General features: G+C 39.4%; 27 protein-coding genes. 17 read left to right on the top strand and 10 right to left on the bottom strand.

The features are described 5' to 3' along the window. From FY557_RS11060 to hutH, 3 genes are all read right to left on the bottom strand, one after another. Entirely contained in the window at positions 1-1,221 is a 1,221-nt protein-coding gene (locus FY557_RS11060) for a beta-ketoacyl-[acyl-carrier-protein] synthase family protein (RefSeq protein WP_149247315.1), read from the bottom strand. Between the two features lie 99 nt (positions 1,222-1,320). Then, positions 1,321-2,052, bottom strand: coding sequence for a 3-oxoacyl-ACP reductase FabG (gene fabG / locus FY557_RS11055; protein WP_149247314.1), 732 nt, complete (start codon positions 2,050-2,052; stop codon positions 1,321-1,323). 66 nt (positions 2,053-2,118) lie between these two features. Beyond that, positions 2,119-3,639 (bottom strand): histidine ammonia-lyase, encoded by a 1,521-nt coding sequence (hutH, locus tag FY557_RS11050; RefSeq protein ID WP_149247313.1) that lies wholly within the window; start codon positions 3,637-3,639, stop codon positions 2,119-2,121. Positions 3,640-3,738: 99 nt separating this feature from the next. Between hutH and FY557_RS11045 the strand changes: the two genes are divergently transcribed. Next, the gene (locus FY557_RS11045) at positions 3,739-4,983 is read left to right on the top strand and encodes an NAD(P)/FAD-dependent oxidoreductase (protein WP_149247312.1); all 1,245 of its coding nucleotides are present in this window, start codon (positions 3,739-3,741) and stop codon (positions 4,981-4,983) included. A gap of 46 nt (positions 4,984-5,029) precedes the next feature. On the opposite strand, the gene FY557_RS11040 is transcribed toward FY557_RS11045, so the two are convergent. Genes FY557_RS11040 through FY557_RS11030 form a run of 3 tightly spaced genes read right to left on the bottom strand, consistent with a single transcriptional unit; the run spans position 5,030 to position 6,952 of the window. Then, positions 5,030-5,335, bottom strand: a complete 306-nt coding sequence (locus tag FY557_RS11040; protein ID WP_149247311.1) for a hypothetical protein — start codon at positions 5,333-5,335, stop codon at positions 5,030-5,032. Between the two features lie 45 nt (positions 5,336-5,380). Next, positions 5,381-5,629 carry a hypothetical protein gene (locus FY557_RS11035; protein WP_149247310.1) on the bottom strand — a complete coding sequence of 83 codons (249 nt, stop codon included), beginning with the start codon at positions 5,627-5,629 and terminating at the stop codon, positions 5,381-5,383. Positions 5,630-5,656: 27 nt separating this feature from the next. Beyond that, entirely contained in the window at positions 5,657-6,952 is a 1,296-nt protein-coding gene (locus FY557_RS11030; RefSeq protein WP_149247309.1) for a phenylacetate--CoA ligase family protein, read from the bottom strand. A gap of 254 nt (positions 6,953-7,206) precedes the next feature. Here FY557_RS11030 and FY557_RS11025 point away from each other — a divergent pair, with 254 nt between their 5' ends. The 16 genes from FY557_RS11025 to trpS all read left to right on the top strand — a co-directional run bounded on the left by FY557_RS11025 (position 7,207) and on the right by trpS (position 20,307). Continuing rightward, positions 7,207-9,816, top strand: a complete 2,610-nt coding sequence (locus tag FY557_RS11025; RefSeq protein WP_149247308.1) for a hypothetical protein — start codon at positions 7,207-7,209, stop codon at positions 9,814-9,816. Between the two features lie 7 nt (positions 9,817-9,823). Continuing rightward, the gene (locus FY557_RS11020) at positions 9,824-10,132 is read left to right on the top strand and encodes a hypothetical protein (RefSeq protein WP_149247307.1); all 309 of its coding nucleotides are present in this window, start codon (positions 9,824-9,826) and stop codon (positions 10,130-10,132) included. A gap of 17 nt (positions 10,133-10,149) precedes the next feature. Then, positions 10,150-10,359: a hypothetical protein gene (locus FY557_RS11015; protein WP_149247306.1), complete on the top strand. Its 210-nt coding sequence runs from the start codon at positions 10,150-10,152 to the stop codon at positions 10,357-10,359. 229 nt (positions 10,360-10,588) lie between these two features. Next, positions 10,589-10,882 (top strand): hypothetical protein, encoded by a 294-nt coding sequence (locus tag FY557_RS11010; RefSeq protein ID WP_149247305.1) that lies wholly within the window; start codon positions 10,589-10,591, stop codon positions 10,880-10,882. Beyond that, positions 10,821-11,153, top strand: coding sequence for a hypothetical protein (locus FY557_RS11005; protein WP_185151706.1), 333 nt, complete (start codon positions 10,821-10,823; stop codon positions 11,151-11,153). The genes FY557_RS11010 and FY557_RS11005 overlap by 62 nt, the downstream gene beginning before the upstream one ends. A gap of 101 nt (positions 11,154-11,254) precedes the next feature. Then, the gene (locus tag FY557_RS11000) at positions 11,255-11,581 is read left to right on the top strand and encodes a hypothetical protein (RefSeq protein WP_149247303.1); all 327 of its coding nucleotides are present in this window, start codon (positions 11,255-11,257) and stop codon (positions 11,579-11,581) included. A 274-nt stretch (positions 11,582-11,855) separates the two neighbouring features. After that, a complete protein-coding gene (locus FY557_RS10995) occupies positions 11,856-12,170 on the top strand; it encodes a hypothetical protein (protein ID WP_149247302.1) in 315 nt (104 codons plus the stop codon). A 35-nt stretch (positions 12,171-12,205) separates the two neighbouring features. Next, the gene (locus FY557_RS10990) at positions 12,206-12,385 is read left to right on the top strand and encodes a hypothetical protein (protein WP_149247301.1); all 180 of its coding nucleotides are present in this window, start codon (positions 12,206-12,208) and stop codon (positions 12,383-12,385) included. A 589-nt stretch (positions 12,386-12,974) separates the two neighbouring features. After that, positions 12,975-13,199 (top strand): hypothetical protein, encoded by a 225-nt coding sequence (locus FY557_RS10985; RefSeq protein WP_149247300.1) that lies wholly within the window; start codon positions 12,975-12,977, stop codon positions 13,197-13,199. A gap of 330 nt (positions 13,200-13,529) precedes the next feature. Continuing rightward, complete coding sequence (gene ileS / locus FY557_RS10980) at positions 13,530-16,937, top strand: isoleucine--tRNA ligase (RefSeq protein WP_149247299.1); 3,408 nt, start codon at positions 13,530-13,532, stop codon at positions 16,935-16,937. A 61-nt stretch (positions 16,938-16,998) separates the two neighbouring features. Then, positions 16,999-17,379, top strand: a complete 381-nt coding sequence (locus FY557_RS10975; RefSeq protein WP_146940795.1) for a TraR/DksA family transcriptional regulator — start codon at positions 16,999-17,001, stop codon at positions 17,377-17,379. A gap of 81 nt (positions 17,380-17,460) precedes the next feature. Then, positions 17,461-17,706 (top strand): DUF6576 domain-containing protein, encoded by a 246-nt coding sequence (locus FY557_RS10970; protein ID WP_149247298.1) that lies wholly within the window; start codon positions 17,461-17,463, stop codon positions 17,704-17,706. A gap of 18 nt (positions 17,707-17,724) precedes the next feature. Continuing rightward, positions 17,725-17,916: a DUF2683 family protein gene (locus FY557_RS10965; RefSeq protein WP_146940793.1), complete on the top strand. Its 192-nt coding sequence runs from the start codon at positions 17,725-17,727 to the stop codon at positions 17,914-17,916. Beyond that, positions 17,916-18,557 (top strand): lipoprotein signal peptidase, encoded by a 642-nt coding sequence (locus FY557_RS10960; RefSeq protein WP_149247297.1) that lies wholly within the window; start codon positions 17,916-17,918, stop codon positions 18,555-18,557. The genes FY557_RS10965 and FY557_RS10960 overlap by 1 nt, the downstream gene beginning before the upstream one ends. A gap of 15 nt (positions 18,558-18,572) precedes the next feature. Further along, on the top strand, positions 18,573-19,217 hold the full coding sequence (locus FY557_RS10955; RefSeq protein WP_149247296.1) for a vancomycin high temperature exclusion protein: 645 nt from the start codon (positions 18,573-18,575) through the stop codon (positions 19,215-19,217). A 121-nt stretch (positions 19,218-19,338) separates the two neighbouring features. Beyond that, positions 19,339-20,307, top strand: coding sequence for a tryptophan--tRNA ligase (gene trpS / locus FY557_RS10950; protein ID WP_149247295.1), 969 nt, complete (start codon positions 19,339-19,341; stop codon positions 20,305-20,307). A 59-nt stretch (positions 20,308-20,366) separates the two neighbouring features. On the opposite strand, the gene FY557_RS10945 is transcribed toward trpS, so the two are convergent. The 4 genes from FY557_RS10945 to metK all read right to left on the bottom strand — a co-directional run bounded on the left by FY557_RS10945 (position 20,367) and on the right by metK (position 23,910). Continuing rightward, the gene (locus tag FY557_RS10945; protein WP_149247294.1) at positions 20,367-21,062 is read right to left on the bottom strand and encodes a YjjG family noncanonical pyrimidine nucleotidase; all 696 of its coding nucleotides are present in this window, start codon (positions 21,060-21,062) and stop codon (positions 20,367-20,369) included. Positions 21,063-21,264: 202 nt separating this feature from the next. Then, positions 21,265-21,855 (bottom strand): RNA polymerase sigma factor, encoded by a 591-nt coding sequence (locus FY557_RS10940; RefSeq protein ID WP_149247293.1) that lies wholly within the window; start codon positions 21,853-21,855, stop codon positions 21,265-21,267. A gap of 197 nt (positions 21,856-22,052) precedes the next feature. Further along, positions 22,053-22,544 (bottom strand): hypothetical protein, encoded by a 492-nt coding sequence (locus FY557_RS10935; RefSeq protein ID WP_149247292.1) that lies wholly within the window; start codon positions 22,542-22,544, stop codon positions 22,053-22,055. A gap of 85 nt (positions 22,545-22,629) precedes the next feature. After that, a complete protein-coding gene (gene metK / locus FY557_RS10930; protein WP_149247291.1) occupies positions 22,630-23,910 on the bottom strand; it encodes a methionine adenosyltransferase in 1,281 nt (426 codons plus the stop codon). Between the last annotated feature and the right edge of the window lie 160 nt (positions 23,911-24,070).

Below are 24,070 nucleotides of genomic sequence, written 5' to 3'. Positions count from 1 at the left end.
TTAATTAAATTTTTTTACGATTAATGCGGAGTTGGTTCCCCCAAATCCGAAAGAATTCGACAAAAATACGTCAATTTTTTGACTTTTTGTTTCAGCTACCAGATTTATCCTTTGGGCCTCATCATCAGGATGTTCCAGATTGATATTCGGGGCGATAAAATCATTTTGCATCATCAGGATCGAGTAAATAACTTCACTTGCACCTGCCATCCAGCATTCGTGCCCGGTCATGGATTTTGTGGAACTTACCGGAACTTCACTGCCGAAAATTTCGTAAATCGCTTTTGCTTCATTGGCATCACCTATCGGTGTAGAAGTTGCGTGGGCATTAATATAATGGATATCCTGTGCCGTCAAGCCCGACTGTTTCAGAGCTCTTCCCATGGCCAGGGCCGGTCCGTCGACATTCGGGGTCGAAATATGTCCGCCGTTTGAAGAAAAACCGTACCCTACGATTTCTGCAAGGATATTCGCGCCTCTTTTCTGTGCCGATTCGAGACTTTCAACAATCAGCGTTGCACCGCCGCCGCTCGGGATCAGGCCATCCCTTCCGGAATCGAAAGGCCTGGAAGCTTTCGTCGGTTCGTCTTCCCGTACTGAGAAAACACCCAGCCCGTCGAAGCTCGCCATCGAATATTTATTGGTTTCCTGCGCACCTCCGCAGACAATCATATCCTGGAAGCCATTTTTAATCATCATAAAAGCCAGCCCTAAAGAATGCGAACCGCTGGCACATGCCGCACTGATGGTAAGATTGATTCCCCTCAATTTAAAAATCGTGGAAAGATTCATCGTTACCGTAGAGTTCATCGATTTAAAAATCGCTCCGGAGCCCATTAGGGTCGTATCTTTTTTCTCTCTGGCAATGTCTATCGATTCTACAACGGCTTTGGAGACACTGTCGTTTCCGTATAAAATTCCGACTTCGTTATGATCTAAAAACTCTTGGTCTATCCCTGCCTGTTTTAAGGCATCCAGAGTGGCAATGTAAGCATATTCGCTTTCTTCTCCCATGCTCACCCGCTGCCTGCGGTTCAGGAGATTCTTCAGATCCGGCTTGGGGACAACGCCTGTAAGCCCCGACCTGAAACCGAACTCTTTTCTTTCGTCCACTAAAAAGATACCGGATTTTCCCTGAAATAAAGATTCCTTCACCTCTTCCAAAGAAGTTCCGATGCAGGAATAAATTCCCATTCCGGTAATGACAACCCTGTTTTCCATGTTGTTAAATTTAACAATGTATCAATCTAGCAATGTAACAATTCTTATCAATCCGTATTCATTGGTATATTGGTACACTGGTATATTGTTACATTTAATTTACGAGTAGATTCCTCCGTTAATATTAATGACTTCACCTGTAATATATGATGATTTTTTCGAAGCTAAAAAGGCCACCAGATCCGCCACTTCTTCCGCTTCCCCGAACCGGTTGGCAGGAATCATGGCTTTCAGTTCATCTTCATTGAATTCCTGCGTCATATCGGTTCTGATAAACCCGGGAGCTACTGCATTCACGGTGATATTTCTTTTTGCCACTTCCTGGGCCAATGCTTTTGTAGCACCTACCACAGCTCCTTTGGCAGCAGAATAATTGGTCTGCCCGGCCGTGCCTTTTACGCCGGAAACAGAAACCATATTGATGATCCTTCCGTATTTGTTGCGCAACAGCTTCTGGATGAAGAAATTCGTTACATTAAAAAAACCATTTAAGCTTGTGTTAATCACTGCATTCCAGTCTTCACTCGGCATCCACATGAAAAGTCCGTCCCTGGTAATTCCTGCATTGTTTACAATTACCTCAACGATTGCTTTCGGATTGTTGTCCTGCCATTGGTTTAAAACCTGCTGTGTTTCTTCGGCATTACCGACATCGAATTTCAGGATCTCTCCCGTAGCGCCCAGTTCTTCAACTTTGGCCAGCGTTTCTTTTGCCGCCGTTTCGTTGGAGGTATAATTAATCAGCAGATGGTAATTTTTCTCTTCTGCCAGTTTGATACAGATCGCTCTTCCGATTCCCCTGGAGCCGCCTGTGATGATTGCACATTTCATGTGTTGCGTATGTAAGTTTTAGTTTTTAATATATATTCTTTTATGACAACTATTATAAGCCGGAAGTTACAGGCTCTTCAGATAATTTTTCACCTCTTCCAGGTACGGATACATGACCATATCCTTGGAAAACGCGGGAATGATCTTTCTTATTTCGTCATACAGCTCTTTTGTTGCCGATGATATTTGATCCTGAAAGCCAAGATATTCGATAGCCTGAACAATAGTGATCGCTTCAATCGTCAGCACTTCGAAAGCGTTTTCAATAACTTTTCTGCAGATCACGGCAGCATTGGTTCCCATACTTACAATATCCTGATTGTCATTGTTATTCGGGATGCTGTGAACATACATCGGATTGGAAAGCATCTGGCTTTCTGCCGTTGTGGAAGTAGCCGTAAACTGCACGCCCTGCATTCCGAAATTAAATCCCAATTTCCCCAGATTCACAAACGGAGGTAAGATCTCATTGATTTTAGAATTTAAAAGATAATTCAACTGCCTTTCTGCGAGCATCGTCAGTTTGGTCACCACGATTTTCAGCTTGTCCATTTCCAGCGAAATGTAATCGCCGTGGAAATTTCCGCCGTGGTAAACATGCTGGTCCTCCACATTGATGATCGGATTATCGTTGGCTGAATTGATCTCATTTTCCAGTACGGTTTCGGTATATTCTAAAGTATCCAGAACAGGACCAAGAATCTGAGGCACACACCGCAAAGAGTAATATTCCTGAACTTTCTCTTTGAACACTTTTTCCTGTTCTTCAAAATGGGTATATAAATGGTCGGCTCTTTTCCGGATCAGCTGGCTGTCGGACAAATGGGCACGCATTTTTGCGGCCACTTTCTGCTGGCCGGCATGAAGCTTGGTTCCGTTCAGCACTTCTGATAAGTGATCGTCATAAGCCTGGACGATTTCATTAATCGCACAGGATAATTTTAAAGAAATATCAGTTAGCTGATTTGCTTTATGTGCGTTAACCACCCCAATTCCCGACATCACGGAAGTTCCGTTCATCAGGGCCAGTCCTTCCCGGATTTCTACCTGGATCGGTTCCAAACCTTCCGCTTCAAATATTTCTTTCGTCGCTTTTCTTTCTCCCTTGTAAAAAACTTCCCCTTCACCGATCAGGACCAAAGCCAGGTGTGCGAGCTGTACCAAGTCACCGCTTGCGCCTACGCCTCCGTGTTCAAAGATCAATGGTGTAATATCCCTGTTTATTAATTCTTTAAGTAAATTTACAACTGACTGATGAACTCCTGATTTACCAAGGGACAATGTATTTAGTCTTGCCAGCATACATGCTTTTGCCTCATCAGCAGGAAGCGGATTTCCCATCCCGGAAGAATGGCTCCGGATCAGGTTATACTGAAGCTGATGGGTATCTTCGTCACTGATTTTAAACTGGGCCATCGGTCCGAAGCCCGTATTGACTCCATATATTACTTTATTTTTTGAAAATTCTTTCAGAAAACTGAAACTTTCATCCACCCGGGCAAGAAGCATTTCATCCAGTTCTATTTTTTCATTCTCCATGATGACCTTTTTAAAGTCGCTCAGTGTTAAAAAGTTATTTATTTTCATTAATTAAAAAGTAATAATAAGATAATTTTGTAATTATTAATTAATTGTCATTAATTTTGCGGCAAAGATAGAAGTTATTATTAAAATAAAAAATCAAAGATGAGCAAAGAATTTGTTGACGTTCTTGTAATCGGCGCCGGGCCTTCCGGGTGCGTATCTTCTTCATACTTAAAGAAGAACAACGTCAGCGTAAAAGTTGTTGAAAAAACGAAGTTTCCCAGATTGGTGGTCGGAGAAAGCCTTATTCCGCGGGTCATGGATCATTTTGAAGAAGCCGGATTATTCCCTGCACTGGATAAAATGGGCTTTGAGAAAAAGCTGGGTGCCCGTTTTTTAAGAGGCAACGAAGTATGCATCTTTGATTTCAGTAATAAATTCGGGGAAGGCTGGGACTGGACCTGGCAGGTTCCGAGAGCCGATTTTGACAATGTCCTGGCTCAGGAGGTGATCAACAAGGGGATTGATCTGGAATTCGAGACCGAAGTGACCGGCATCGAATTCAACGGGACAGATTCCATAACGACCGTAAGAACCAAAAACGGCGAGACAAAAGAGATCCATGCCAAATTCGTCATCGATTCCAGCGGCTATGGAAGGGTACTGCCAAGGCTTCTGGATCTTGAAAAGCCATCGAAACTATCGCCTCACTCTGCGATCTTCTCCCATGTAAAAGACCTCAACCGTGAAGAAGGAACTGAAGGAACCCTGATTTCATTTGATATTATTGAAACGGAAGTCTGGCTTTGGGTAATCCCTTTCTCCAACGGAAATACAAGTGTCGGCATTGTAGGGCCTACGGAATATATTGATAAATTATCCGAAAACGGAAATACGGCAGAAGCTTTAAGAAAAGCGATTTCCCTTTCGGATTATTATGTGAAGCGTTTCGGGGATGTGGATTTTCTGTTTGAGCCGAAGCACCTGAAAGATTATTCCTGCTCGGTAAAAAAATTATTCGGGGACGGGTTTGCCTTAACCGGCAACGCTTCTGAATTCCTGGATCCCGTTTTCTCTTCGGGGATGGCTTTTGCTACGGAATCGGGAATGCTGGCCGCCAAACTAGCCTTACGCCAGCTGAACGGTGAAACCATCGACTGGCAGAAAGAATATTCGGATTATATTTTATACGGTGTGAATGTTTTTACAACTTATGTGAAAGAATGGTACACCGGAAATCTTCAGGAACTTTTTTTCCACCAGCCGGAAAACCCCGATGTGAAGAGAAAGATCTGCGCCGTGCTGGCCGGCTACGTCTGGAACAAAAAGAATACGTTTGTAAGGATACACGATACCGCGATAAAAAATTTAGCCGAATTCATTAAAACGGAAAAGCAACAGGCATAAAAAATACGCTTCCAAACCGGAAGCGTATTTCTTTTTATCTGATTTTTTATCGGGTCTTCTTTTCGATCATATGAGCCAAAGTCTTTGCTGTTTTGGCATATCCCTCCGAAATCCGGTCGTTATTATTTGGCAATCCTACAAAATTATCGCCGGGCGCATTTTTGCTTTCAATTTCCAGCAGAACACGGGAAGGATCTGCGGTTTCTACAAATTTAAGAAGCGTGCTCAGTTTCGACGGCTGGTTCATGATGCCTGCGAACCATCCCGGATAAATCCAGACGGTTTCAACAATCAGGGTATATTTTGCAGATAAATTGTTGACAGAGGTTTTAATGTCCGTATTTTTATTCATCGGTGCCAGAAATTTGTCTACAAACTGAGTGTTCTTGGAATATTTCTAGTCTTTTTTCCACTTTTCAAATTCATCCGGACTTTTACCGGCTTTCCGGATATCGCTTTCCTGTTTGGCAATGTAGGCTGCCTCATCCATATTTTCCTTATAAAAGGTCATGTGGCTGTAATCCATCTTCAGATTCAGCGCAGTCTGTCCTTTTAGGAAATCAAAATTACCGGAAATCACTTTCATTTTTTGTGCGTAGGCCATGCCCGTCAAGAAGACCAAAAAGGCTAATGCTAATTTTTTCATGTGTCATTAATTGATAGAATGTTAATCTCAGTTTCTTAAGTCAATGAAAGTAATAGGTTTCCTGCTGTTCGGATGAAATACGGTTTTGGACAACACCTCGAAATCGATAATTTCAATTTTCGGGCTTACCCTTAATTTTGCCCGGAAATGATCTCTTACTTCATTTACAAACGTTTCGGAACCGCTGTCTGTACTTATTTTAATGATAATTTCGTCCAACCCTATTTCATTCGACTGGATAACGATCTGGTAGCACAGAATGTTGTTGAAATCGTTCAGGATATCGTTCATCGCCGGCGGATAGAGCGTAGTTCCTTTGTATTTGATCATCTGCTGTTTTCGTCCGAGCACTGGTCCCAGCCTCATGGTATTCCTTCCGCATGGGCACGGCTCATAGTACGCTTTTACGATGTCGCCGGTTTTAAAGCGCAGTAACGGCAGAGCTTCTACTCCTAAAGTGGTAATGGTCAATTCTCCGCTTTCTCCTTTTTTTACCGGGTTTTCGTTATCATCAAGGATTTCCGTGATGATCAGCTCTGGGTGATGATGCCCTCCGATCTGCTGTTCACATTCCGTAAAGGCCGTACTCATTTCGGTGGAAGCATAGGTTGAGAAAAGCTTGATATTCCATTTCTCTTTGATTTTTTTTGATAAGATATTATCCGTGAAATCCTGGTTCTTGATGCTTTCGCCGATACACACCGCTCCGTACACACTGGAATTCCGGTAATCGATTCCGTGTTTTTCGGCATAATCGATCATTTTCAATAGGAAGGAAGGAACGGTAATCAGGTATTTCGGTTTGTACCGGAAGATAGAATCCCATTGCAATTCCGGGATTCCCGGCCCCATCCGGACGACGCTGGCTCCCATTTTCCGTAATCCTAAAAAGTAAGCCAGCCCGGCCATAAACCTTTTGTCGATGGTCGTAATCATCTGCACCACATCGCCTTTTTGAATTCCGGCACAGGCAAAGGAAATCGCTTCATTATACGCCAGCCGCTCCAGGTCATTATCGGACAACCCGAACGTTACAGGATCCCCTAAAGTACCGGAAGTGGTACTGTAATCCACGATTTTATCCGGCGTGATGCAGAAGAAGTCGTCATTGTTCTGCTGGATATTATTTTTCGTTGTCACCGGGATTTTCTGCAGATCTTCCAGGGTCCGAATGTCGGCAACCTGAATACTGTTTTCTTTGAATACCCTTTGGTAAAAAGGCGAATGCATTTCAAGATACGCCAACAGCTCCTGAAGCTTCTGCTCCTGCACTTTTTTTATCTCCTGAACGGATGCTTTTTCGATGGATGGATGAAATTCCAAGGCTTCTTATTTTTTAGAGGACAAATTTATTTAAAATTAAAAGACTATTGAACAATGAACCTTAAAAATAAAGTCCGGCTTCCTGGTTAAAATATTGTTATTGGATTTTCAAAAATTATTTTTTATACGTCAAGTTTTGTCGTTACCGGCATTGATCTTTGCATCGGAAAGGTTGAGATAGTGGCTGAAACCATTATTCATCTGAAACCATTAAGTAAACCATCATAAAATATTAATCATGAAAAAACCTGACTATGAATTTTAAAAATACTTTAAAAGGAATGGACGATTTTGATAAGATCGCCCGGGAGATATGGGCCGATATGAGAGGAGAAAAAATTGCCACCAATTCCATAGAACCCTTTTTTACCAACCTGTGGGTGGATGAAAGAAAGATTTTCTCATTACTCGCTTCTTCAACAGATTTCAACACCTACCTGTTTGATGCGGAGAAAAATTTCATCAATTATTCTCAGGAAGTAGAAAAAGTAAATCTGAAAGAAATCCCTCCGGCAAAGATCGATAATGTAAGAGTAAAGGCTAAAATGATTGAGAAATTAATTATCCGGGAGCCTAAATTGGATGAAAAACAATTTCAAAACTCTTTTCTGGAACGTATTGACAAAAAGGTCTGGGTGAATGTAAGCCCGGGTTATATTGACCCCCGAAAATATACCCATCATACGGCGATCAGAATCCGGGAGAGAAAGATAGAATGCACCATCAACATCCCTTATCGTAATTATCATCGGGAAGCCACAAAAACCGTAATAAATGAGACGGAAGCCACTGTTCATTATTCTTCAGAATCTCCTGATGCCATACAAATCAGGCTGAGTGATGCAGAAGACTATATGGCGGCTATCACTTACCTTTTTCCGTACCATCGACAGGAGGCACAGGTTGCACTTATATCCCATTTTGAAGAGGCCGGAAACGGACTTACCTCTATTGATGACCTGATGTTCTTTTATAACCAGCTTCCAAATTTTGCCCTGACCGGAGTGGATTATAAAGGAAAAGCAAAGAAGCTTTCAGACGAGCTGTTATGGGATCATTTTTTACAGTTTTTAAATTTTGATTCCCAATTAATCCGTAATGTAGATTCAATAGGCAAAGCCGCTGCTCTGGCAGCAGAGCCGTTCAGAGATAAGAGCCGGTATGCAATCCGTATCCTTACGGCAATATCCGGGGAATTCGTTTATCGAAAGATTAAAAACGACCCTAAGCTCATTCTTCACATTTATCATTCTCTGGATGGAGAAAGTGTGTACATGGGAAAAGGTATTATTTCAGGTATTAATCAGGCTGCCCATGGTCAGTTGTTTGAAAACAAAGAGCTTTTTGTCATCTATGTTACCGCTTTCATGCAGGCTCAACATGCAACGGATGATACCCACCAACCTCTGCAGAGAGGTTCTCTTTTCGCATTGGGCGTCAGCAGGGATTCTGATACGATAGAAAGACATTGTGAGCTTACGGGATATTTGATGGAAGGAGACCTGGATAATATCGTCACCCTGATCAATACGGTAAAAGTATTTAATCTGAAAACAGAGAAAATTGAAGCTGAAAATGAAATTGAAAACGGAGAATTCAGACCTCTGGATATGTTGCACTTGAAAGTGTATGAAAAGGAAAAACTTCGTACCGGTAAGGTTCAGACCCGTGAAACCGATACTGAAGTCCCGGCCTTATTTCTTTATCATATCGCTCAGAGAAAAGCTGCTGAAGATGCGTTGAAGTGTCTCCGCGTCGCCGCGGATCTCATGGTAATTTCAGCCAGTCTGGCAACCATTGAATCCGGAGTCTCGGGATTGCCTTTATATGCGGCTTATGCAGACATCGGAGTGGCCCTTTCAGATTTTTATATAGAGACCCGGCTCAGAGATGAACTTAAATTCACCACTAAGGGGAAAAAACTTCTGGAGTTATGGGATGACATCTATTTAGCCCAAGGCACAGCAAGTGCCATGGCGAGCATGTTGCCAAAGGCAGAAAAAGCACTGGATGTTACCGTAGAAGTCCTATATACATCCAGATATCCGCGTCAACAGGAAAGCTTACAAAAGTTACTTAAAAATGCATTATATTCGTTTCCTTTAAGAAATTATTCTAAAAACGGATTAAGCGTTCTTTCAAAGGATGGTATAAAAAGCATCACCACGCATGCTGCTGATTTTGAAAAGCTGAGAGTGCTTTTTGTGGAGAATGCTGCGAAAGAGATAGGCGTACTTCATAAGGGAAAATTATTTTTCAAAGGAAAGTCATCTGCAAGAACCAATATTTTTTTAGATTATGTCTATAGAAAAGCAGGAGGAGATATTGGCAAACTTGAGGAAGAATTTAGCCGGCTTGCTGGGATGGCGGAGAATACTATACCACGCATTAGCCTTACCGCAGATGAATTTAAAGCTGGGCTAAAAGTTCTTGAGGAAACTACAATCACTGCTGAAAATGCAATTGATTATATTTATGATGTATTACCTTATTTTAATCATCATATAGTTGATAGAGAGGTTGTGATGATTTCTGATTCTAATTGTGTTAATGTAGTTCAAAAAGTAGTAGAATACTTAGAAACCGGAAATTTTTCTGCTGCATTACACTCTAAAGGACAAAATGTTGATGTCTTAGAAGAAATATATAATAGTTCTTTCGTTCCTACAACCATTGATGATCTTAAGAAAAATATGATTGAAGGTGAAATAGGAATTGTATATTGTTACAAAAACAAATTAGACCCAAAAGGGCATGTTTTTAATATTACTAAAAAAAATGGAACAAAATTCATTGATGGGCAATTTGGAACAATCGCTAAAATAGGAGATTATAAATATTTTGAATATTTAAAAATAAATTAAAAAAATTATGTTAACAGCAATAGAAATGCTAGAAATAGCAAAAAAATACATAAAATTAAACGAAGAAGAAATAAATATAGAACTAATTATTTTTGAACAACTTACAATAATTAAGCCTTATGGAAATATCTATTCTTATGGACCAAAAGACTCTAAATATCGTTTAGCGGGTAATGGGCCATTTCTCGTAAAAAATGATACTGGCTTAGTCATTCAATTTGGAACTTCTAATGATGTAGAATATTATATAACAGGATATGAAGACGGTACATGGAAACCTAGCACTCATGGCGTTTGGGATCCTAATCAGATTTAATATTTGTAAAAATCCATATGCTAATAGAAATAAAAATTATCGCAATCGCAAAAGATTATATAAGAAAACTAAGTCAAAAATGGGAAATAGAACTTACTATTGCAGAGGAACGTTCAATTCAAAAAGAGAATGGAATAATATTTTATTTTAACTCAAAAAAATTTATAGAAGACAAAAATAGAAAAAACCAAGCTAATAGGATAATCCCCATTCTTAGTAGAAAGTAAAACTGGTCAAATTATAGTGTTTGGGACAAATAGATCCATTGACTACTATATTCAGGAATACGAAGCAGGAAGATGGCCGGATATGCCGAGGCTCAGCGATTTTCAATAACTTATAGCCACCCTCAGGTGGTTTTTTGTTATTTGATATTTGATAAAATAAATTAATTTTCCATGACTAAGTGAAAGGATATTTATTTAATAGCTGAATAAGCAATAGAAAAAAGTTAATATGATGTTATCAGAAAATGAAATAATAGAGGTTGCTAATACTTATTTAGCAACCCTTGAACCAAAAATCGGAGAACCTCTTGTTCTTCCACAGGAATTAATGATCAAAAAAAATTATGGAATATACTTTATATATCATTCAAAAAAATATTGGGAAACTAAAAATTGGGAAGAAAAACTTTTAGGAAATGCCCCTTTTTTAATAGAAAAGAGCACTGGCAAAATGATAGAATTTGGAACATCCAGAAGTATGGATGAATATATTAAAGAATATGAAGCGGGAAAATACTTTTAATTTTTTAAAATCACAATTTTTCCATTTGAGTCAATCGCTAACAGACAATCAAATGCTGGATATAGCAAATAAGTATATAAAGCAAATAAAAAAAGAAATTAATGTAGAGTTAATGGTGAACAATGACTTTACAATTAAAAAATCTTATGGAAATATTTATTATTACCATGCTAAAGATTACAAGAAACATCGATTGGCAGAAAATGGACCTTTTATGGTTAAAAATGATACCGGCATTGTTATTCCATTTGGTTACTGCTATGGATATTGATTACTATATTAAAGGATATGAGGATGGTACATGGAAACCTGCGTCATACGGTGTTTGAGATCCTAATCAAAATTAATAGATTTACTCTTATATTAAAAATCATGATGTTAACAGAACAACAAGTCATAGAAATCGCAAAAAATTACGTGAAACAAAGAAAAGAGAAAAGTGGATTAGATCTTGTCATTTTAGATAATGAGGCAATAAAAAAGCCTTATGGTATTATATTTTTCTACAATACCAAAAAATATAATGACACTAGAAATGATGATTATAATACTTTACTTGGGAATGCTCCTTTCTTGGTAGAAAACAAAACAGGAAACATTGTCGTATTTGGAACCAGCAAATCTGAAGAATATTATATTCAAGAATACGAAGCAGGAAGATTTACTAACATTTTAGGGTCAAATAGTAGCCTGGAATAATGCACAGCCACCTTTGGGTGGCTTTTTTATTTTTCACTAAATTATATTATTATTTGATAAATAAGGGTAATTTCCATGACTAAAGAGATGATTCTGTAAAAGATGTTGTTGTAAGTCTATCAGATGATATTTATGGAAAATCATTCCATGTTTATGCGAATGCGGACACTTTAGATTTATTATATATACAAGGTCTCACAGATATATGGAAATAGCTGACTTTTTTGAATTGTAAAGTCAATGAATTTAATTTCATTTCACAATATGAATACTAATGATATTAAACAGAAAAGAAATAGATAAAATCGCGGAAAGATATGTAAAAATGATATCTGAAAATATAAACGTAGAATTAATTATTCCCAAAGATATTATAATTGATAAACCTTATGGAAGAATTTATTTTTATGGAGCTAAAGATTATAAGAAACATCGATTGGCAGGTAATGGGCCTTTTTTGATTAAAAATGATACCGGTATTGTTATTCCATTTGGTACTGCTATGGATGTTGATTACTATATTAAAGGATATGAGAATGGTACATGGAAACCCGCGTCATATGGTGTTTGGGATCCTAATCAGATTTAATATCAAGACTTACTTCGGATTAAATAAAAATCAACATGTTAACAGAACAAGAAGTAATAGAAATTGCCAGCCACCATATAAAAACCCTGGATGGTAATATAGGAGAACTAATAGCTCCTAAAGAAGCAATGGTTAAAAGAATTATGGAATATATTTCAGATACGTTCTTAAAATCTATTACGAAACAAGAGATGAGAGATACAATATTTTATTAGGTAATGCTCCTTTCCTAGTAAAAAATAACAATGGTAAGATCATAGAATTCGGCACTTTGGGAAGTCTTGATTATTATATTAAAGAATACGAGGCAGGAAGATATTCTTAATTTTTTTTAAATCAAAAGTTGTCCATTTATGACAAGACTCAGCGATTTTCAATAACGAAAAGTCACCTTCGGGTGGTTCTTGTTATTTTATATTGATATTTGATAAAATAAGATTACTTTCCGAACAGATACCTCCAACTATTTGGATCAGAAAGGATGTTACAGACTTAGAAATGTTTCATGAATGCATGCATTTTGAGGATTATTTAAGAGGAAGAAAGCGATACTTAACAGGAGAACAGATTATTGAAATACCAAATAATAGAAAATTACAAGAATTTGAAAACTACTCTTAACACGAAAAATCCCTGAAAAAGACCGAGCAATAAGTACTTATATAAAAGAAAAATACGTTTATGATAAGATATTGGAAGAGCAAAATAAATGGATAGATTTATTTGGCAAAGGTAGATTTAGTCCACAAGATATGAGACTAAGCGAAAAAACATTAATGAAGCAATAAAAGATTGTAAAAAACTATGAATAGATATAAGCAAAATAATTATAAAATAGTATTGACCATGATAGATAAAGAAAAAAAAGAAGCTGACGCACTAAAGAAAGTGAAAGAACTTATAAAAAAAGATCCTACCCTATCAATAATATGTTCAAGATATGAGGAGCAGGACTTATTAAGAGATGATTCTGTAAAAGATGTTGTTGTTATAAGTCTATCAGATGATATTTATGGAAAATCATTCTAAGTTTATGCGGATGCGGATACTTTAGATTTATTATATGTACAAGGTCCTCATAGATATATAGAAATAGCTGATTTTTTTGAGCTGTAAATTTTATAGATTTAATTTCAAATCTGAAAGAGAAAAAATAACAGAGCAAGAAACAGATAGGTAGTATATTAACACAACAAGAAGTAATACAAATTCACTCATTCATCATTGGCCACTTACTCCACTTTATTTTTCTGAAACAGAACATTTTCATTGGAAATATCAAAATAAAACATATATTATAAACCGGTAAATTTTAGTAAATTTGCCAACTTAATTAATCAACGATATTGATCTAATACAATGAGCCAATTTAAAGAATACAAAAACCTCAACCTTATTGACGTCGCCGAGAACATCTCGGAATTCTGGAAGCAGAATAAAACCTTCAATAAAAGTGTTGAGATCCGTGAGGGGCAGCCCGAGTTTGTTTTTTATGAAGGTCCGCCTTCAGCAAACGGTATGCCCGGAATTCACCACGTAATGGCCAGGGCATTAAAGGATATTTTCTGTCGTTACCAGACCCAGAACGGAAAACAGGTGTTCCGTAAAGCGGGTTGGGATACCCACGGACTTCCGGTAGAACTTGGTGTGGAAAAGGAATTAGGAATCACCAAAGAAGATATTGGCAAAAAAATTTCGATTGAAGATTACAACAAAGCCTGCCGCGAAGCGGTCATGCGCTATACGGACGTATGGAACAACCTGACCGAAAAAATCGGATATTGGGTAGATCTTGAGGATCCGTACATCACGTACAAATCAAAATATATGGAGACGGTGTGGTGGCTGTTGAAGCAACTGTACGATAAAGAATTATTGTACAAAGGATATACGATTCAGCCGTACTCTCCGAAAGCCGGAACCGGACTTTCTTCGGCGGAACTGAATATGCCGGGAACGTACCACGATGTTTCAGATACCACAGTGGTGGCCCAGTTCAAGGTAAAAAAAGAATCTTCCGAACTATTCAATGATGTAGACGGCGACGTACACATTCTGGCATGGACGACAACTCCATGGACGCTTCCTTCCAACACGGCTCTTACCGTAGGAAGAGATATTGAATATGTCCTGGTAAAAACATTCAACCAATATACTTTTGAGCCGGTAAACGTTGTTTTATCCCGCGTATTGCTGCCCAAAGTTTTCGGTAAAAAATATACTGAAGGGACAGATGAAGATTTTGCGAATTATTCCGCTGAAAATAAAATCATCCCATTTAAAATCTTAAAAGAATTCACCGGAGAAAAACTGGTAGAAACCCGGTACGAACAGCTGGTTCCATGGTTTACGCCGAATGATCATCCTGAGAATGCCTTCCGGGTAATTTCAGGCGACTTCGTAACCACGGAAGACGGTACGGGAATCGTTCATACGGCGCCGACTTTCGGTGCGGATGATGCACGGGTTGCCAAAATGGCTAAACCTGAAGTTCCGCCGATGCTGGTAAAAGATGAAAACGACAACCTGGTTCCGCTGGTAGATCTTCAGGGAAGATTTATCAAAGGGGAAAATGTTCCTGAATTGTTCTCCGGGAAATATATCAAAAACGAATACTACGATGAAGGCACTGCCCCGGAGAAATCCTGGGATGTAGAGCTGGCGATTTTACTGAAGACGGAAAATAAAGCCTTCAAAGTAGAAAAATATGTCCACAGCTACCCGCACTGCTGGAGAACGGACAAACCGGTATTGTATTACCCGCTGGATTCATGGTTTGTGAAAATGACGGCCGTAAAAGAAAGGTTGGTGGATTTAAATAAAGAAATCAACTGGAAGCCGAAATCTACCGGAGAAGGCCGTTTTGCCAACTGGCTGGAAAATGTAAACGACTGGAACCTTTCCCGTTCAAGATACTGGGGAATCCCGTTGCCGATCTGGAGAACGGATTCTTCAACAGGTTCCGGACAGGAAGAGAAAATCATCGGTTCCGTAGAAGAATTGTACAATGAAATCGAAAAATCCGTTGCGGCGGGACTTATGGCAGAAAATCCGTTTAAAGATTTCATTATCGGAAATATGTCTGAACAGAATTATGAGTCGGTTGATCTTCATAAAAATATCGTTGACAAGATTATCCTTGTTTCGGATTCAGGATTGCCGATGAAGCGTGAAAGCGATCTGATCGACGTTTGGTTCGATTCGGGGTCGATGCCTTATGCGCAGCTGCACTATCCTTTTGAGAATAAAGAGCTGATCGACAATAATAAGGCCTTCCCTGCTGATTTTATCGCGGAAGGGGTTGACCAGACCCGCGGATGGTTCTATACGCTTCATGCGATCGGAACAGCGGTATTCGATTCGGTAGCGTATAAAAACGTAATGAGCAACGGGCTTGTTCTGGATAAGAACGGACTAAAGATGTCTAAATCCAAAGGAAATGCCGTAGACCCGTTTGAAACCTTGGCCGTTTACGGACCGGATGCGACGCGTTGGTACATGATCTCCAACGCCAACCCTTGGGAAAACCTGAAATTTGACATCGAAGGAATCGACGAAGTGAGAAGAAAATTCTTCGGAACCTTATACAACACCTATTCTTTCTTTGCTTTATATGCAAATGTTGACGGATTTAATTATTCTGAAAAAGAAGTGGAAAACCGTCCGGAAATCGACCGGTGGATTTTATCGGAACTGAATTTATTGATTAAAGAAGTGAAAGCCTTCTACGAAGATTACGAACCGACGAGAGTTGCCAGAGCCATCAATACGTTTGTGAATGACAACCTGAGCAACTGGTATGTAAGACTGTGCAGAAGACGTTTCTGGAAAGGCGATTATTCGGAAGATAAAATCTCCGCTTACCAGACTTTATATACCTGCCTGGAAACGGTGGCCAAGCTATCTGCACCGATTGCTCCGTTCTTTATGGATCAACTGTACCAGGATTTAAATAAAGTAACCGGAAAAGATGCAGCGGAATCTATCCATTTAACCGACTTTCCGATAGCGGATGAAAGCCTGATCGATCAGGATCTGGTTGAAAAGACCCATCTTGCACAGAACATCACCAGTATGGTTTTCTCTTTGAGAAAGAAAGAAACCGTGAAAGTACGTCAGCCATTGCAGAAAGTACTGATCCCGGTTTTAGATAAGAAAACGGAGGAACAGATCCTGGCGGTTGCAGAGCTGATCAAGCAGGAAGTTAACGTAAAAGAACTCCAGCTGATCAATGCCGAGGAAGCTTCGCATCTTATTGTAAAACAGATCAAACCGAATTTCAAAGCACTGGGTCCTAAATTAGGGAAAGACATGAAAACGGTAGGCGGAGCGATTGCCGGCCTTGAAGCGGAACAGATTTCACAGCTTGAAAAAGAAGGAAAGCTTGAGATCCAGGGATATGAAATTACGCTGGACGATGTAGAAATTTCCACTAAAGATATCCCGGGATGGACGGTAACTTCAGACGGGAAAACAACTGTGGCACTAGATTTGACGTTGACAGAAGAATTAAAATCGGAAGGGATCGCGAGGGAATTCATCAACAGAATCCAGAACCTGCGAAAAGAGAAAAATTTTGATTTAACGGACAGAATTACCATCTTCCTGGAGGAAAACTCACCCTTCCTTGAAGATATCAGGAAGAATGAACAATATATTTCTTCGGAAGTCTTGTCAAATAAAATAGAAATTGTATCTTCACTTTCAAATTTTAACGAAATCGAAATAGATGAGGTTAATTTTAAGATAAATGTTGAAAAAAATTAACATATAGTTATTGTTTTTCAATTTCCATTTCATAATTTTATTAAAAAAGAGAAAAATGATTATGTCAGACGAAAGAGTAAGATATAGCGATGCTGATTTACAGGAGTTTAAAGCAGTTATCAGGGAAAAAATAGAGAAAGCAGAAAAGGATTTGCAACTGATCAGAGAAAGCTTCATCAACGACCAGAATAATGGTACGGATGATACTTCCCCTACCTTCAAAGCATTTGAAGAAGGAGCTGAGACGTTGAGCAAGGAACAGAATTCTATTTTGGCAGGCAGACAGGAGAAATTCTTACGTGATCTGAAAAACGCTCTGATCAGAATTGAAAACAAGACCTACGGGATCTGCAGGGTGACCGGCAAGCTTATTCCTAAAGAAAGATTATTTGCCGTTCCTCATGCTACCTTAAGCATCGAAGCGAAAAATATGCAGAAATAACCATCCGGTTATCTACAATACATTGGGTTTATATCGTATTTTAAGGAATACTTTATAAACCTGATTTTTTAATATAGGCCCGTGAGCGAAATATTGATTTTAGGAATTATTGTTGTTGCCGTACTGGCGTTTTTCAACAGGGAACGGATCAAAAACAGGTTCTTTCCGGATGAAAAGCGAAATTATACAATCGATGACCAATTCAATTCCGAAAAACGCGACCGGGAAAAAGAAATCGACCGTCTGCTGGACAAGATGGGCAAAAACGGAGTGAATGACCTGTCTGAAAAAGACAGGAAAAGACTCGACGAACTCTCCAGAAAATAGAAAACTTATATCAAGACAATGGAATCCATAATTGTGCACACCAAGAATGCCATGGAACTGAACGCCCTGAAAAGCGTTTTAAAGGAAATGAACATCAAATTCGAGAAATTCCATACGAAAAACACGCACCACAATGAGAAGACGATCAAAAAGATCGTTGACCGGAAAAATGAGAAAATAGGAAAACCTTCTAAACCAAAAGGCCTGTAATGAAGAAGATCGCACTTGTAACCTTTCTTATTTTACTCATCGACCAGGCTTCCAAAATGTATGTAAAAACGCATTTTGAGCTGAATGAAAGCATTCCCGTTATTCAGGGATTTTTTAACAAGACTTTTGTAGAAAACCCGGGGATGGCTTATGGGTTTCATTTCGGAGGAATTATCGGTAAATATTTCCTGGTGATCGTAAGGATCTGCCTGATCGGAGGAATGGTTTATTTATTCAAAAAATGGCTTCAGCGGGGCGAATCGAATTACCTGCTGATTCCTATGGCCATGATCTTTGCAGGCGCCATCGGAAATTTAATCGACGGAATGTTCTATGGAATGATCTTCGACAGCGGAACGGTTTTTGATGAAAGCACAGGCCGGTGGATCGGATACGGCGGTATTTCGCACTTCGTACCTTTCGGACAAGGCTATTCCACCTTTATGAAGGGCTGCGTGGTGGATATGCTCCACTTCCCGATTGTCGACTGGAATGTCCCTGAAAGCTGGCCGCTGATCGGCGGAAAGCACATTGAATTCTTCAAATATATTTTCAATGTTGCCGATTCCGCAATTACCGTAGGCGCTGCCCTTTTATTGATTTTCAGAAAAAAAGCTTTTCCAAACGGACTGGAGTTTTAAAGTTTTTGATACACAATGAAAAAATTAATTAAAAACATCCTTAAAATTTTCCTGCTTCTTTTGGTTGCAGGAATTATTTTTATCGCCTGGGCCAATTACAGCATGAAAAGAAATAGCGACCCTTATATTTCTTACCTGATTGCCGACCTTCCCAATACGAAAACCGCCCTGCTGCTGGGCACCAGTAAAAACCTGGATAACGGCCAGCCCAATGCTTATTTCCTGCACCGGATCCGCGCTGCTGCCGACCTGTTCAAAAGCGGGAAAATCCAGTATCTTATTGTAAGCGGAGACAACAGCCGGAAAGACTATAACGAGCCGGAAGATATGCAGCAGGCACTGATCAGATACGAAGTTCCCGAAAACAGAATATTTCTCGATTTTGCCGGATTCCGGACCCTGGATTCCGTGGTGAGGGCAAAGGAAATTTTCGGACAGAATAAGCTGATCATTATCTCGCAGAAATTCCATAACGAAAGGGCTGTATTCCTCGCCCGTGAACATGGGATGGAGGCTTACGGCTATAATGCTCCGGACGTCAACAAATATGCAGGTTTTAAAACCAATGTCCGGGAATACCTCGCCAAAACAAAAGCATATCTGGATCTTATGACAGGCGTAGAGCCGAAGTTTGGAGGAAAAAAGATTCAGATTCCTTAATATGACTAAATAAAAGTCAACACTTCTTCTAATAAAATTTAAACTTCAATCCAGACTGCCTTCTCTTTTGAAGAAATAATTAAATTTGCAATTCATTAATTTTAAATATAAATTTTAAACAATGTCAAGAATTCTTACCGGCATTCAAGCCACCGGAACCCCGCACCTTGGGAATTTACTGGGTGCGATTATTCCTGCAATTGAGCTATCCAAGCAGGAAGGAAACGAATCATTTTTATTTATCGCTAATCTTCATTCGCTTACCCAGATTAAGGACGCGAAAGAACTGAAACAGAATACCTACGAGATTGCTGCGGCTTGGCTTGCTTGTGGGCTGGATACCGAAAAAACCTATTTTTACAGACAGAGCGACATTCCTGAAACCTGTGAACTTTCTTGGCATTTATCATGTTTTTTCCCGTACCAGCGATTAACGTTAGCGCATTCTTTCAAAGATAAAGCAGACCGGCTGCAGGATGTGAATGCAGGATTGTTTACCTATCCGGTCCTGATGGCTGCCGATATTTTATTGTACGACGCGGAGATCGTTCCTGTAGGAAAAGACCAGCTTCAGCACCTGGAAATTGCCCGTGATGTGGCTTCCCGTTTCAACAACCAGATGGGAGAAGTTTTTGTGCTGCCTCAATCCGAGCTTCAGGAAAACACCAAATATGTTCCGGGAATAGACGGTCATAAAATGTCTAAATCCAGAGGGAACATCATCAATATCTTCCTGCCTGAAAAAGAGCTTAAAAAACAGGTCATGAGCATTGAAACCGACTCCAAATCCCTGGAAGAGCCGAAAGATCCTGATACTGATAAAGTATTTGCAATCTATCAGCTGGTAGCAACGCCTGAACAGACCGAAGCTTTAAGAGCCAAATATGTAGCCGGAAACTTTGGGTACGGCCATGCGAAAAAAGAATTGCTGGAGCTGATCCTGGTACGATTCGAGAAAGAAAGGGAAATCTTCTCGTATTACATGAACAATCTGAACGAACTGGAAGCCAGGCTTCAGGAAGGAGCGGCAAAAACGAGAGTGATTGCTACGGAAACGATAAAGAAAGTGAGGCAAAGCCTGGGGCTTTAATACCCTACACTTGAAGATATTATTTTGGCGGTCTCGTTTAAAACGGACCGCCGAAATTTTTATAAATATTCTTTAATCTGCAAAAGATGCTTAATCACTTTTAGCCCGTCTTCTTCTTTGCTTTCATTCAGGACATCAAAAAAAATAACGTCCATCCCGAAACGTTGGGCTCCGACAACATCGGCAATCCAGTCGTCACCAATTAAGATACTGTTTTCTTTTTGAGCTCCGGCAAGATTTAAGGAATATTCGAAAATTTCCGGACGCGGCTTTCTTACGCCGACGGTATCCGCACTGGTAATGGTCTGGAAATAGGCATCGATTTTAGATAAAATACATTTCCGCTCCGTTACTTCTTTGAAACCATTGGAAATGATGTGTAACGTGTAATGCCTGGTTTTAAGATATTCCAAAATATATTCTGCTCCTTCTACAAGTTCATTATGGTTGAGGATTTTATCCAGAAAATGTTCCTCGAAATACATAGAAAGTACTTCATCATCCACATCAAAGCGTCTGAACGTATCGTAAAAACGGTGCTTCCTCAGATACTCCTTATTGATGATCCCGTCCCGGATGTCCTCCCAAAGCTTCTCATTGATTTCGTGATAGGCCGAATGGAATTCATTAAAATCAATGCTGTATTTCAAGCCGATCTCTTCTTTTTCAAAAAGTTCTCTGATGGTAAGATAAGCGTTCCGGCGATGATCCCAGAGCGTATTGTCGAGATCAAAAAAAATGTGCTGAATTTTCATACAGCACAAAATTAATAATTTTAATTTTTGGAAATCGGATAATTCTTGCCCGGGGTTTTCACAACCTCGACACTCTTTGAAAAGCTGAGCAAAAACTCAATGGTTTGTTTCTTAGGTTTCAAAGCTTTCACTTTTAAGGAATCATTTTTTCTCATAGGCGACTAATGTTTTCCTTAAAACGAGAATATTCCGAAATTATTATCTATCGGGTCAAGATAATATGATTTTCATCCATGATTTTTCTCAGGTTAATCAGTGCATACCGTACTCGTCCCAACGTGGTATTGATACTCATGTCCGTATGGTCTGCTATTTCTTTAAAGCTCAGCCCGTCGAAAAACCTAAGTTTAATTACTTCCTGCTGGTTCTTTGGCAGAAACTGAAGCATCCTCAACAGGTCTTCCTGGATCTGATTGGTCACCAGCTGGTCTTCTATATTCTCAGAAGGTTCTTTCAGCAGATCAAAAATAGAATATTCATCAGTTTCGAAAGTCGTTTCGGAAACCTTGATATTTTTTGCTTTTGCTCTGAAATGGTCGATAATAAGATTGTGGGCAATTCTTTTAGCCCAAAGAATGAATTTACCTTCCTCGTTGTAACGTCCTTCCTTCAGCATCACGATAATCTTCATGAATGTATCCTGAAATACATCGTTTGCCAAATCTTCATCATTAATTTTGTAAAAAATGAATGTAAACAGTTCTCTCTGATGGCGGTGAATAAGGGTAGACAGCGCCGCTTCGTCTCCTTTCTGGTAAAGGGAAATTAGTAAACTATCCGATTTTGATTTCATAACTTCTTCTCAATAAATATACTTGCCAAAGATAATTTTCCAGATATTTCATCTGGCTTCAGCTGTAAATACAAAACAATTCTTCAGAGTAAAGTATAATCAATAGGCGGATACAATTTTTCTATGTTGTAAATATAATAAATTTTTAATAACTGTTAACTATTTATTAACTTTTTACAAGAAAAATTTAAAAAAAATCACTTAAACATATCGTGAATGAATACAGTAGGGATATTTAGTGTAAAATTAACATTCAGACCCCTCAGTTCTTTACCGTGGATTCCGCTGTTTCCTACCGGAAAAGCATACCCGCCGGTAAGATCCAGGATCCCGAAAAGTGAAACACCGATCTTCGGAGCGATATATTTATTGGTTCCCTCAGCACCAACCAGGAAATAATAAGAATGATAGAAATCGACGTTTCTTTCAAAATTCATCAGGACATCGGCAGAAACTTTCGGCATGATGGCAAATTGAGAATGCACGGATCCCATCAGTGCCGAAGCACCCAAACGGTAAATCACATCATCATTTTTTAGGAAAAGCAGCTTTCCCCCCACTTCTCCGAAGCTTTGGTTCTGATAGGTATAGCCGACATTGATCATTTTATGTACGGTAAGCTGTGCTTTGGCAAAGGTACTCAGAAAAAATACGGATAAGATTGCAATGGCAGATCTGGCGTTCATCATTTTTTAATTATTATTCTATGTAAAAATAAAAAAAACTGCCTTACCGTAAAGATAAAGCAGCCATTTATTATATCAGTTTTAAAAATTAAATTCCGAAAGCGGCTTTAATTTCGTCTACTTTGTCTAATTTCTCCCAGGTAAAGAATTCAAGGTTCTCCAGGGTAAGCTCATTTTTATGCCCTTTGTTAAAGGTTTTGCTTGCGGTATAGCTTTCTCTTCCCATATGTCCGTAAGAAGCGGTATCCTGATAAATCGGGTTTCTCAGCTTTAAGTTCTGCTCGATCGCATAAGGTCTCAAATCGAAAATCGTAGAAACTTTCTTAGCGATTTCCCCGTCATTCAGATCCACTTTTGCTGTTCCGTACGTATTGATGTATAATCCGCAAGGTTCTGCTACCCCAATTGCGTAAGAAACCTGCACCAGAACTTCGTCAGCAACACCTGCAGCCACAAGATTTTTAGCAATATGTCTTGTTGCATAAGCCGCGCTTCGGTCTACTTTGGATGGGTCTTTTCCTGAGAAAGCACCGCCTCCGTGAGCCCCCTTTCCACCGTAGGTATCCACGATGATTTTTCTACCCGTAAGACCGGTATCCCCGTGAGGCCCTCCGATAACGAATTTCCCTGTAGGATTGATGTGATATTTGATCTGATCGTTGAACAAAGCTTTGATTTCTTCAGGCTGTAAAGCCACTACTCTCGGGATCAGGATATTTTTAATATCTTCCCTGATTTTGTTCAGCATTTCTTCTTCTGCCCCGAAATCGTCATGCTGTGTAGAAACTACGATAGAATCGATTCGGATAGGCTTATGGTCATCAGAATATTCGATTGTCACCTGGCTTTTTGCATCAGGACGAAGGTAGCTGATCTCCGTATCTTCTCTTCTGATGGCAGAAAGCTCCTTAAGAATAGTATGGGCCAGATCCAGTGCCAAAGGCATATAATTAGCCGTTTCATTGGTAGCATACCCGAACATCATTCCCTGGTCACCGGCTCCCTGAGCATTGGCTTTTGCTTCAAAAGACTCATCAGAAACCGCTCTGTCCACACCCTGGTTGATATCCGGAGACTGTTCATGGATCGCAGAAATAACCCCGCAGGAATCCCCGTTGAACATATATTCCCCTTTGGTATAACCGATTCCGTTGATGACTTCCCTTGCAATGGTCTGAACATCAAGATAGGCATCGGACTTCACTTCTCCTGCCAGAACCACCTGCCCTGTCGTTACAAGTGTTTCACAAGCTACTTTTGAAGATTTATCGTATGCTAAAAAGTGATCGATTAATGCATCGGATATCTGATCGGCAATTTTGTCCGGATGTCCTTCTGAAACGGATTCAGATGTAAATAAATAAGACATGTTATTCTGTTGTTTGAGATTAAAATTTACGAGGAAAATAAGAATAATTGTCTAAAGGCCTAAAAAAGAATACTGTTTTAGCATTTTTTTATAGAGGTTGCAATCAGGTCAAATTTTTCCTCGTCCGTAAACGTTGGCAAATTTAAGTACTATTTTTTAA

The organism is Chryseobacterium sp. SN22 (genome assembly GCF_008329705.1).
GTDB lineage: Bacteria > Bacteroidota > Bacteroidia > Flavobacteriales > Weeksellaceae > Chryseobacterium.
The sequence above is the reverse complement of the archived record's forward strand: the minus strand, read 5'-3'. Positions and strand labels throughout refer to the sequence as shown.

What these genes read in the sequence shown, in the direction of transcription:
- FY557_RS11010 (WP_149247305.1), top strand. Translation starts at nt 10,589, where the DNA reads ATGATGTTATCAGAAAATGAAATAATAGAGGTTGCTAATACTTATTTA.
- FY557_RS10975 (WP_146940795.1), top strand. Translation starts at nt 16,999, where the DNA reads ATGTCAGACGAAAGAGTAAGATATAGCGATGCTGATTTACAGGAGTTT.
- fabG (WP_149247314.1), bottom strand. Translation starts at nt 2,052, where the DNA reads ATGAAATGTGCAATCATCACAGGCGGCTCCAGGGGAATCGGAAGAGCG.
- FY557_RS11015 (WP_149247306.1), top strand. Translation starts at nt 10,150, where the DNA reads ATGCTAATAGAAATAAAAATTATCGCAATCGCAAAAGATTATATAAGA.
- FY557_RS10990 (WP_149247301.1), top strand. Translation starts at nt 12,206, where the DNA reads ATGTTAACAGAACAAGAAGTAATAGAAATTGCCAGCCACCATATAAAA.
- FY557_RS11025 (WP_149247308.1), top strand. Translation starts at nt 7,207, where the DNA reads ATGAATTTTAAAAATACTTTAAAAGGAATGGACGATTTTGATAAGATC.
- FY557_RS10995 (WP_149247302.1), top strand. Translation starts at nt 11,856, where the DNA reads ATGATATTAAACAGAAAAGAAATAGATAAAATCGCGGAAAGATATGTA.
- trpS (WP_149247295.1), top strand. Translation starts at nt 19,339, where the DNA reads ATGTCAAGAATTCTTACCGGCATTCAAGCCACCGGAACCCCGCACCTT.
- hutH (WP_149247313.1), bottom strand. Translation starts at nt 3,639, where the DNA reads ATGAAAATAAATAACTTTTTAACACTGAGCGACTTTAAAAAGGTCATC.
- FY557_RS10955 (WP_149247296.1), top strand. Translation starts at nt 18,573, where the DNA reads ATGAAAAAATTAATTAAAAACATCCTTAAAATTTTCCTGCTTCTTTTG.
- FY557_RS10940 (WP_149247293.1), bottom strand. Translation starts at nt 21,855, where the DNA reads ATGAAATCAAAATCGGATAGTTTACTAATTTCCCTTTACCAGAAAGGA.
- FY557_RS11040 (WP_149247311.1), bottom strand. Translation starts at nt 5,335, where the DNA reads ATGAATAAAAATACGGACATTAAAACCTCTGTCAACAATTTATCTGCA.
- FY557_RS10985 (WP_149247300.1), top strand. Translation starts at nt 12,975, where the DNA reads ATGAATAGATATAAGCAAAATAATTATAAAATAGTATTGACCATGATA.
- FY557_RS11035 (WP_149247310.1), bottom strand. Translation starts at nt 5,629, where the DNA reads ATGAAAAAATTAGCATTAGCCTTTTTGGTCTTCTTGACGGGCATGGCC.
- FY557_RS11000 (WP_149247303.1), top strand. Translation starts at nt 11,255, where the DNA reads ATGATGTTAACAGAACAACAAGTCATAGAAATCGCAAAAAATTACGTG.
- metK (WP_149247291.1), bottom strand. Translation starts at nt 23,910, where the DNA reads ATGTCTTATTTATTTACATCTGAATCCGTTTCAGAAGGACATCCGGAC.
- FY557_RS11020 (WP_149247307.1), top strand. Translation starts at nt 9,824, where the DNA reads ATGTTAACAGCAATAGAAATGCTAGAAATAGCAAAAAAATACATAAAA.
- FY557_RS10965 (WP_146940793.1), top strand. Translation starts at nt 17,725, where the DNA reads ATGGAATCCATAATTGTGCACACCAAGAATGCCATGGAACTGAACGCC.
- FY557_RS11045 (WP_149247312.1), top strand. Translation starts at nt 3,739, where the DNA reads ATGAGCAAAGAATTTGTTGACGTTCTTGTAATCGGCGCCGGGCCTTCC.
- ileS (WP_149247299.1), top strand. Translation starts at nt 13,530, where the DNA reads ATGAGCCAATTTAAAGAATACAAAAACCTCAACCTTATTGACGTCGCC.
- FY557_RS10945 (WP_149247294.1), bottom strand. Translation starts at nt 21,062, where the DNA reads ATGAAAATTCAGCACATTTTTTTTGATCTCGACAATACGCTCTGGGAT.
- FY557_RS11060 (WP_149247315.1), bottom strand. Translation starts at nt 1,221, where the DNA reads ATGGAAAACAGGGTTGTCATTACCGGAATGGGAATTTATTCCTGCATC.
- FY557_RS10960 (WP_149247297.1), top strand. Translation starts at nt 17,916, where the DNA reads ATGAAGAAGATCGCACTTGTAACCTTTCTTATTTTACTCATCGACCAG.
- FY557_RS10935 (WP_149247292.1), bottom strand. Translation starts at nt 22,544, where the DNA reads ATGATGAACGCCAGATCTGCCATTGCAATCTTATCCGTATTTTTTCTG.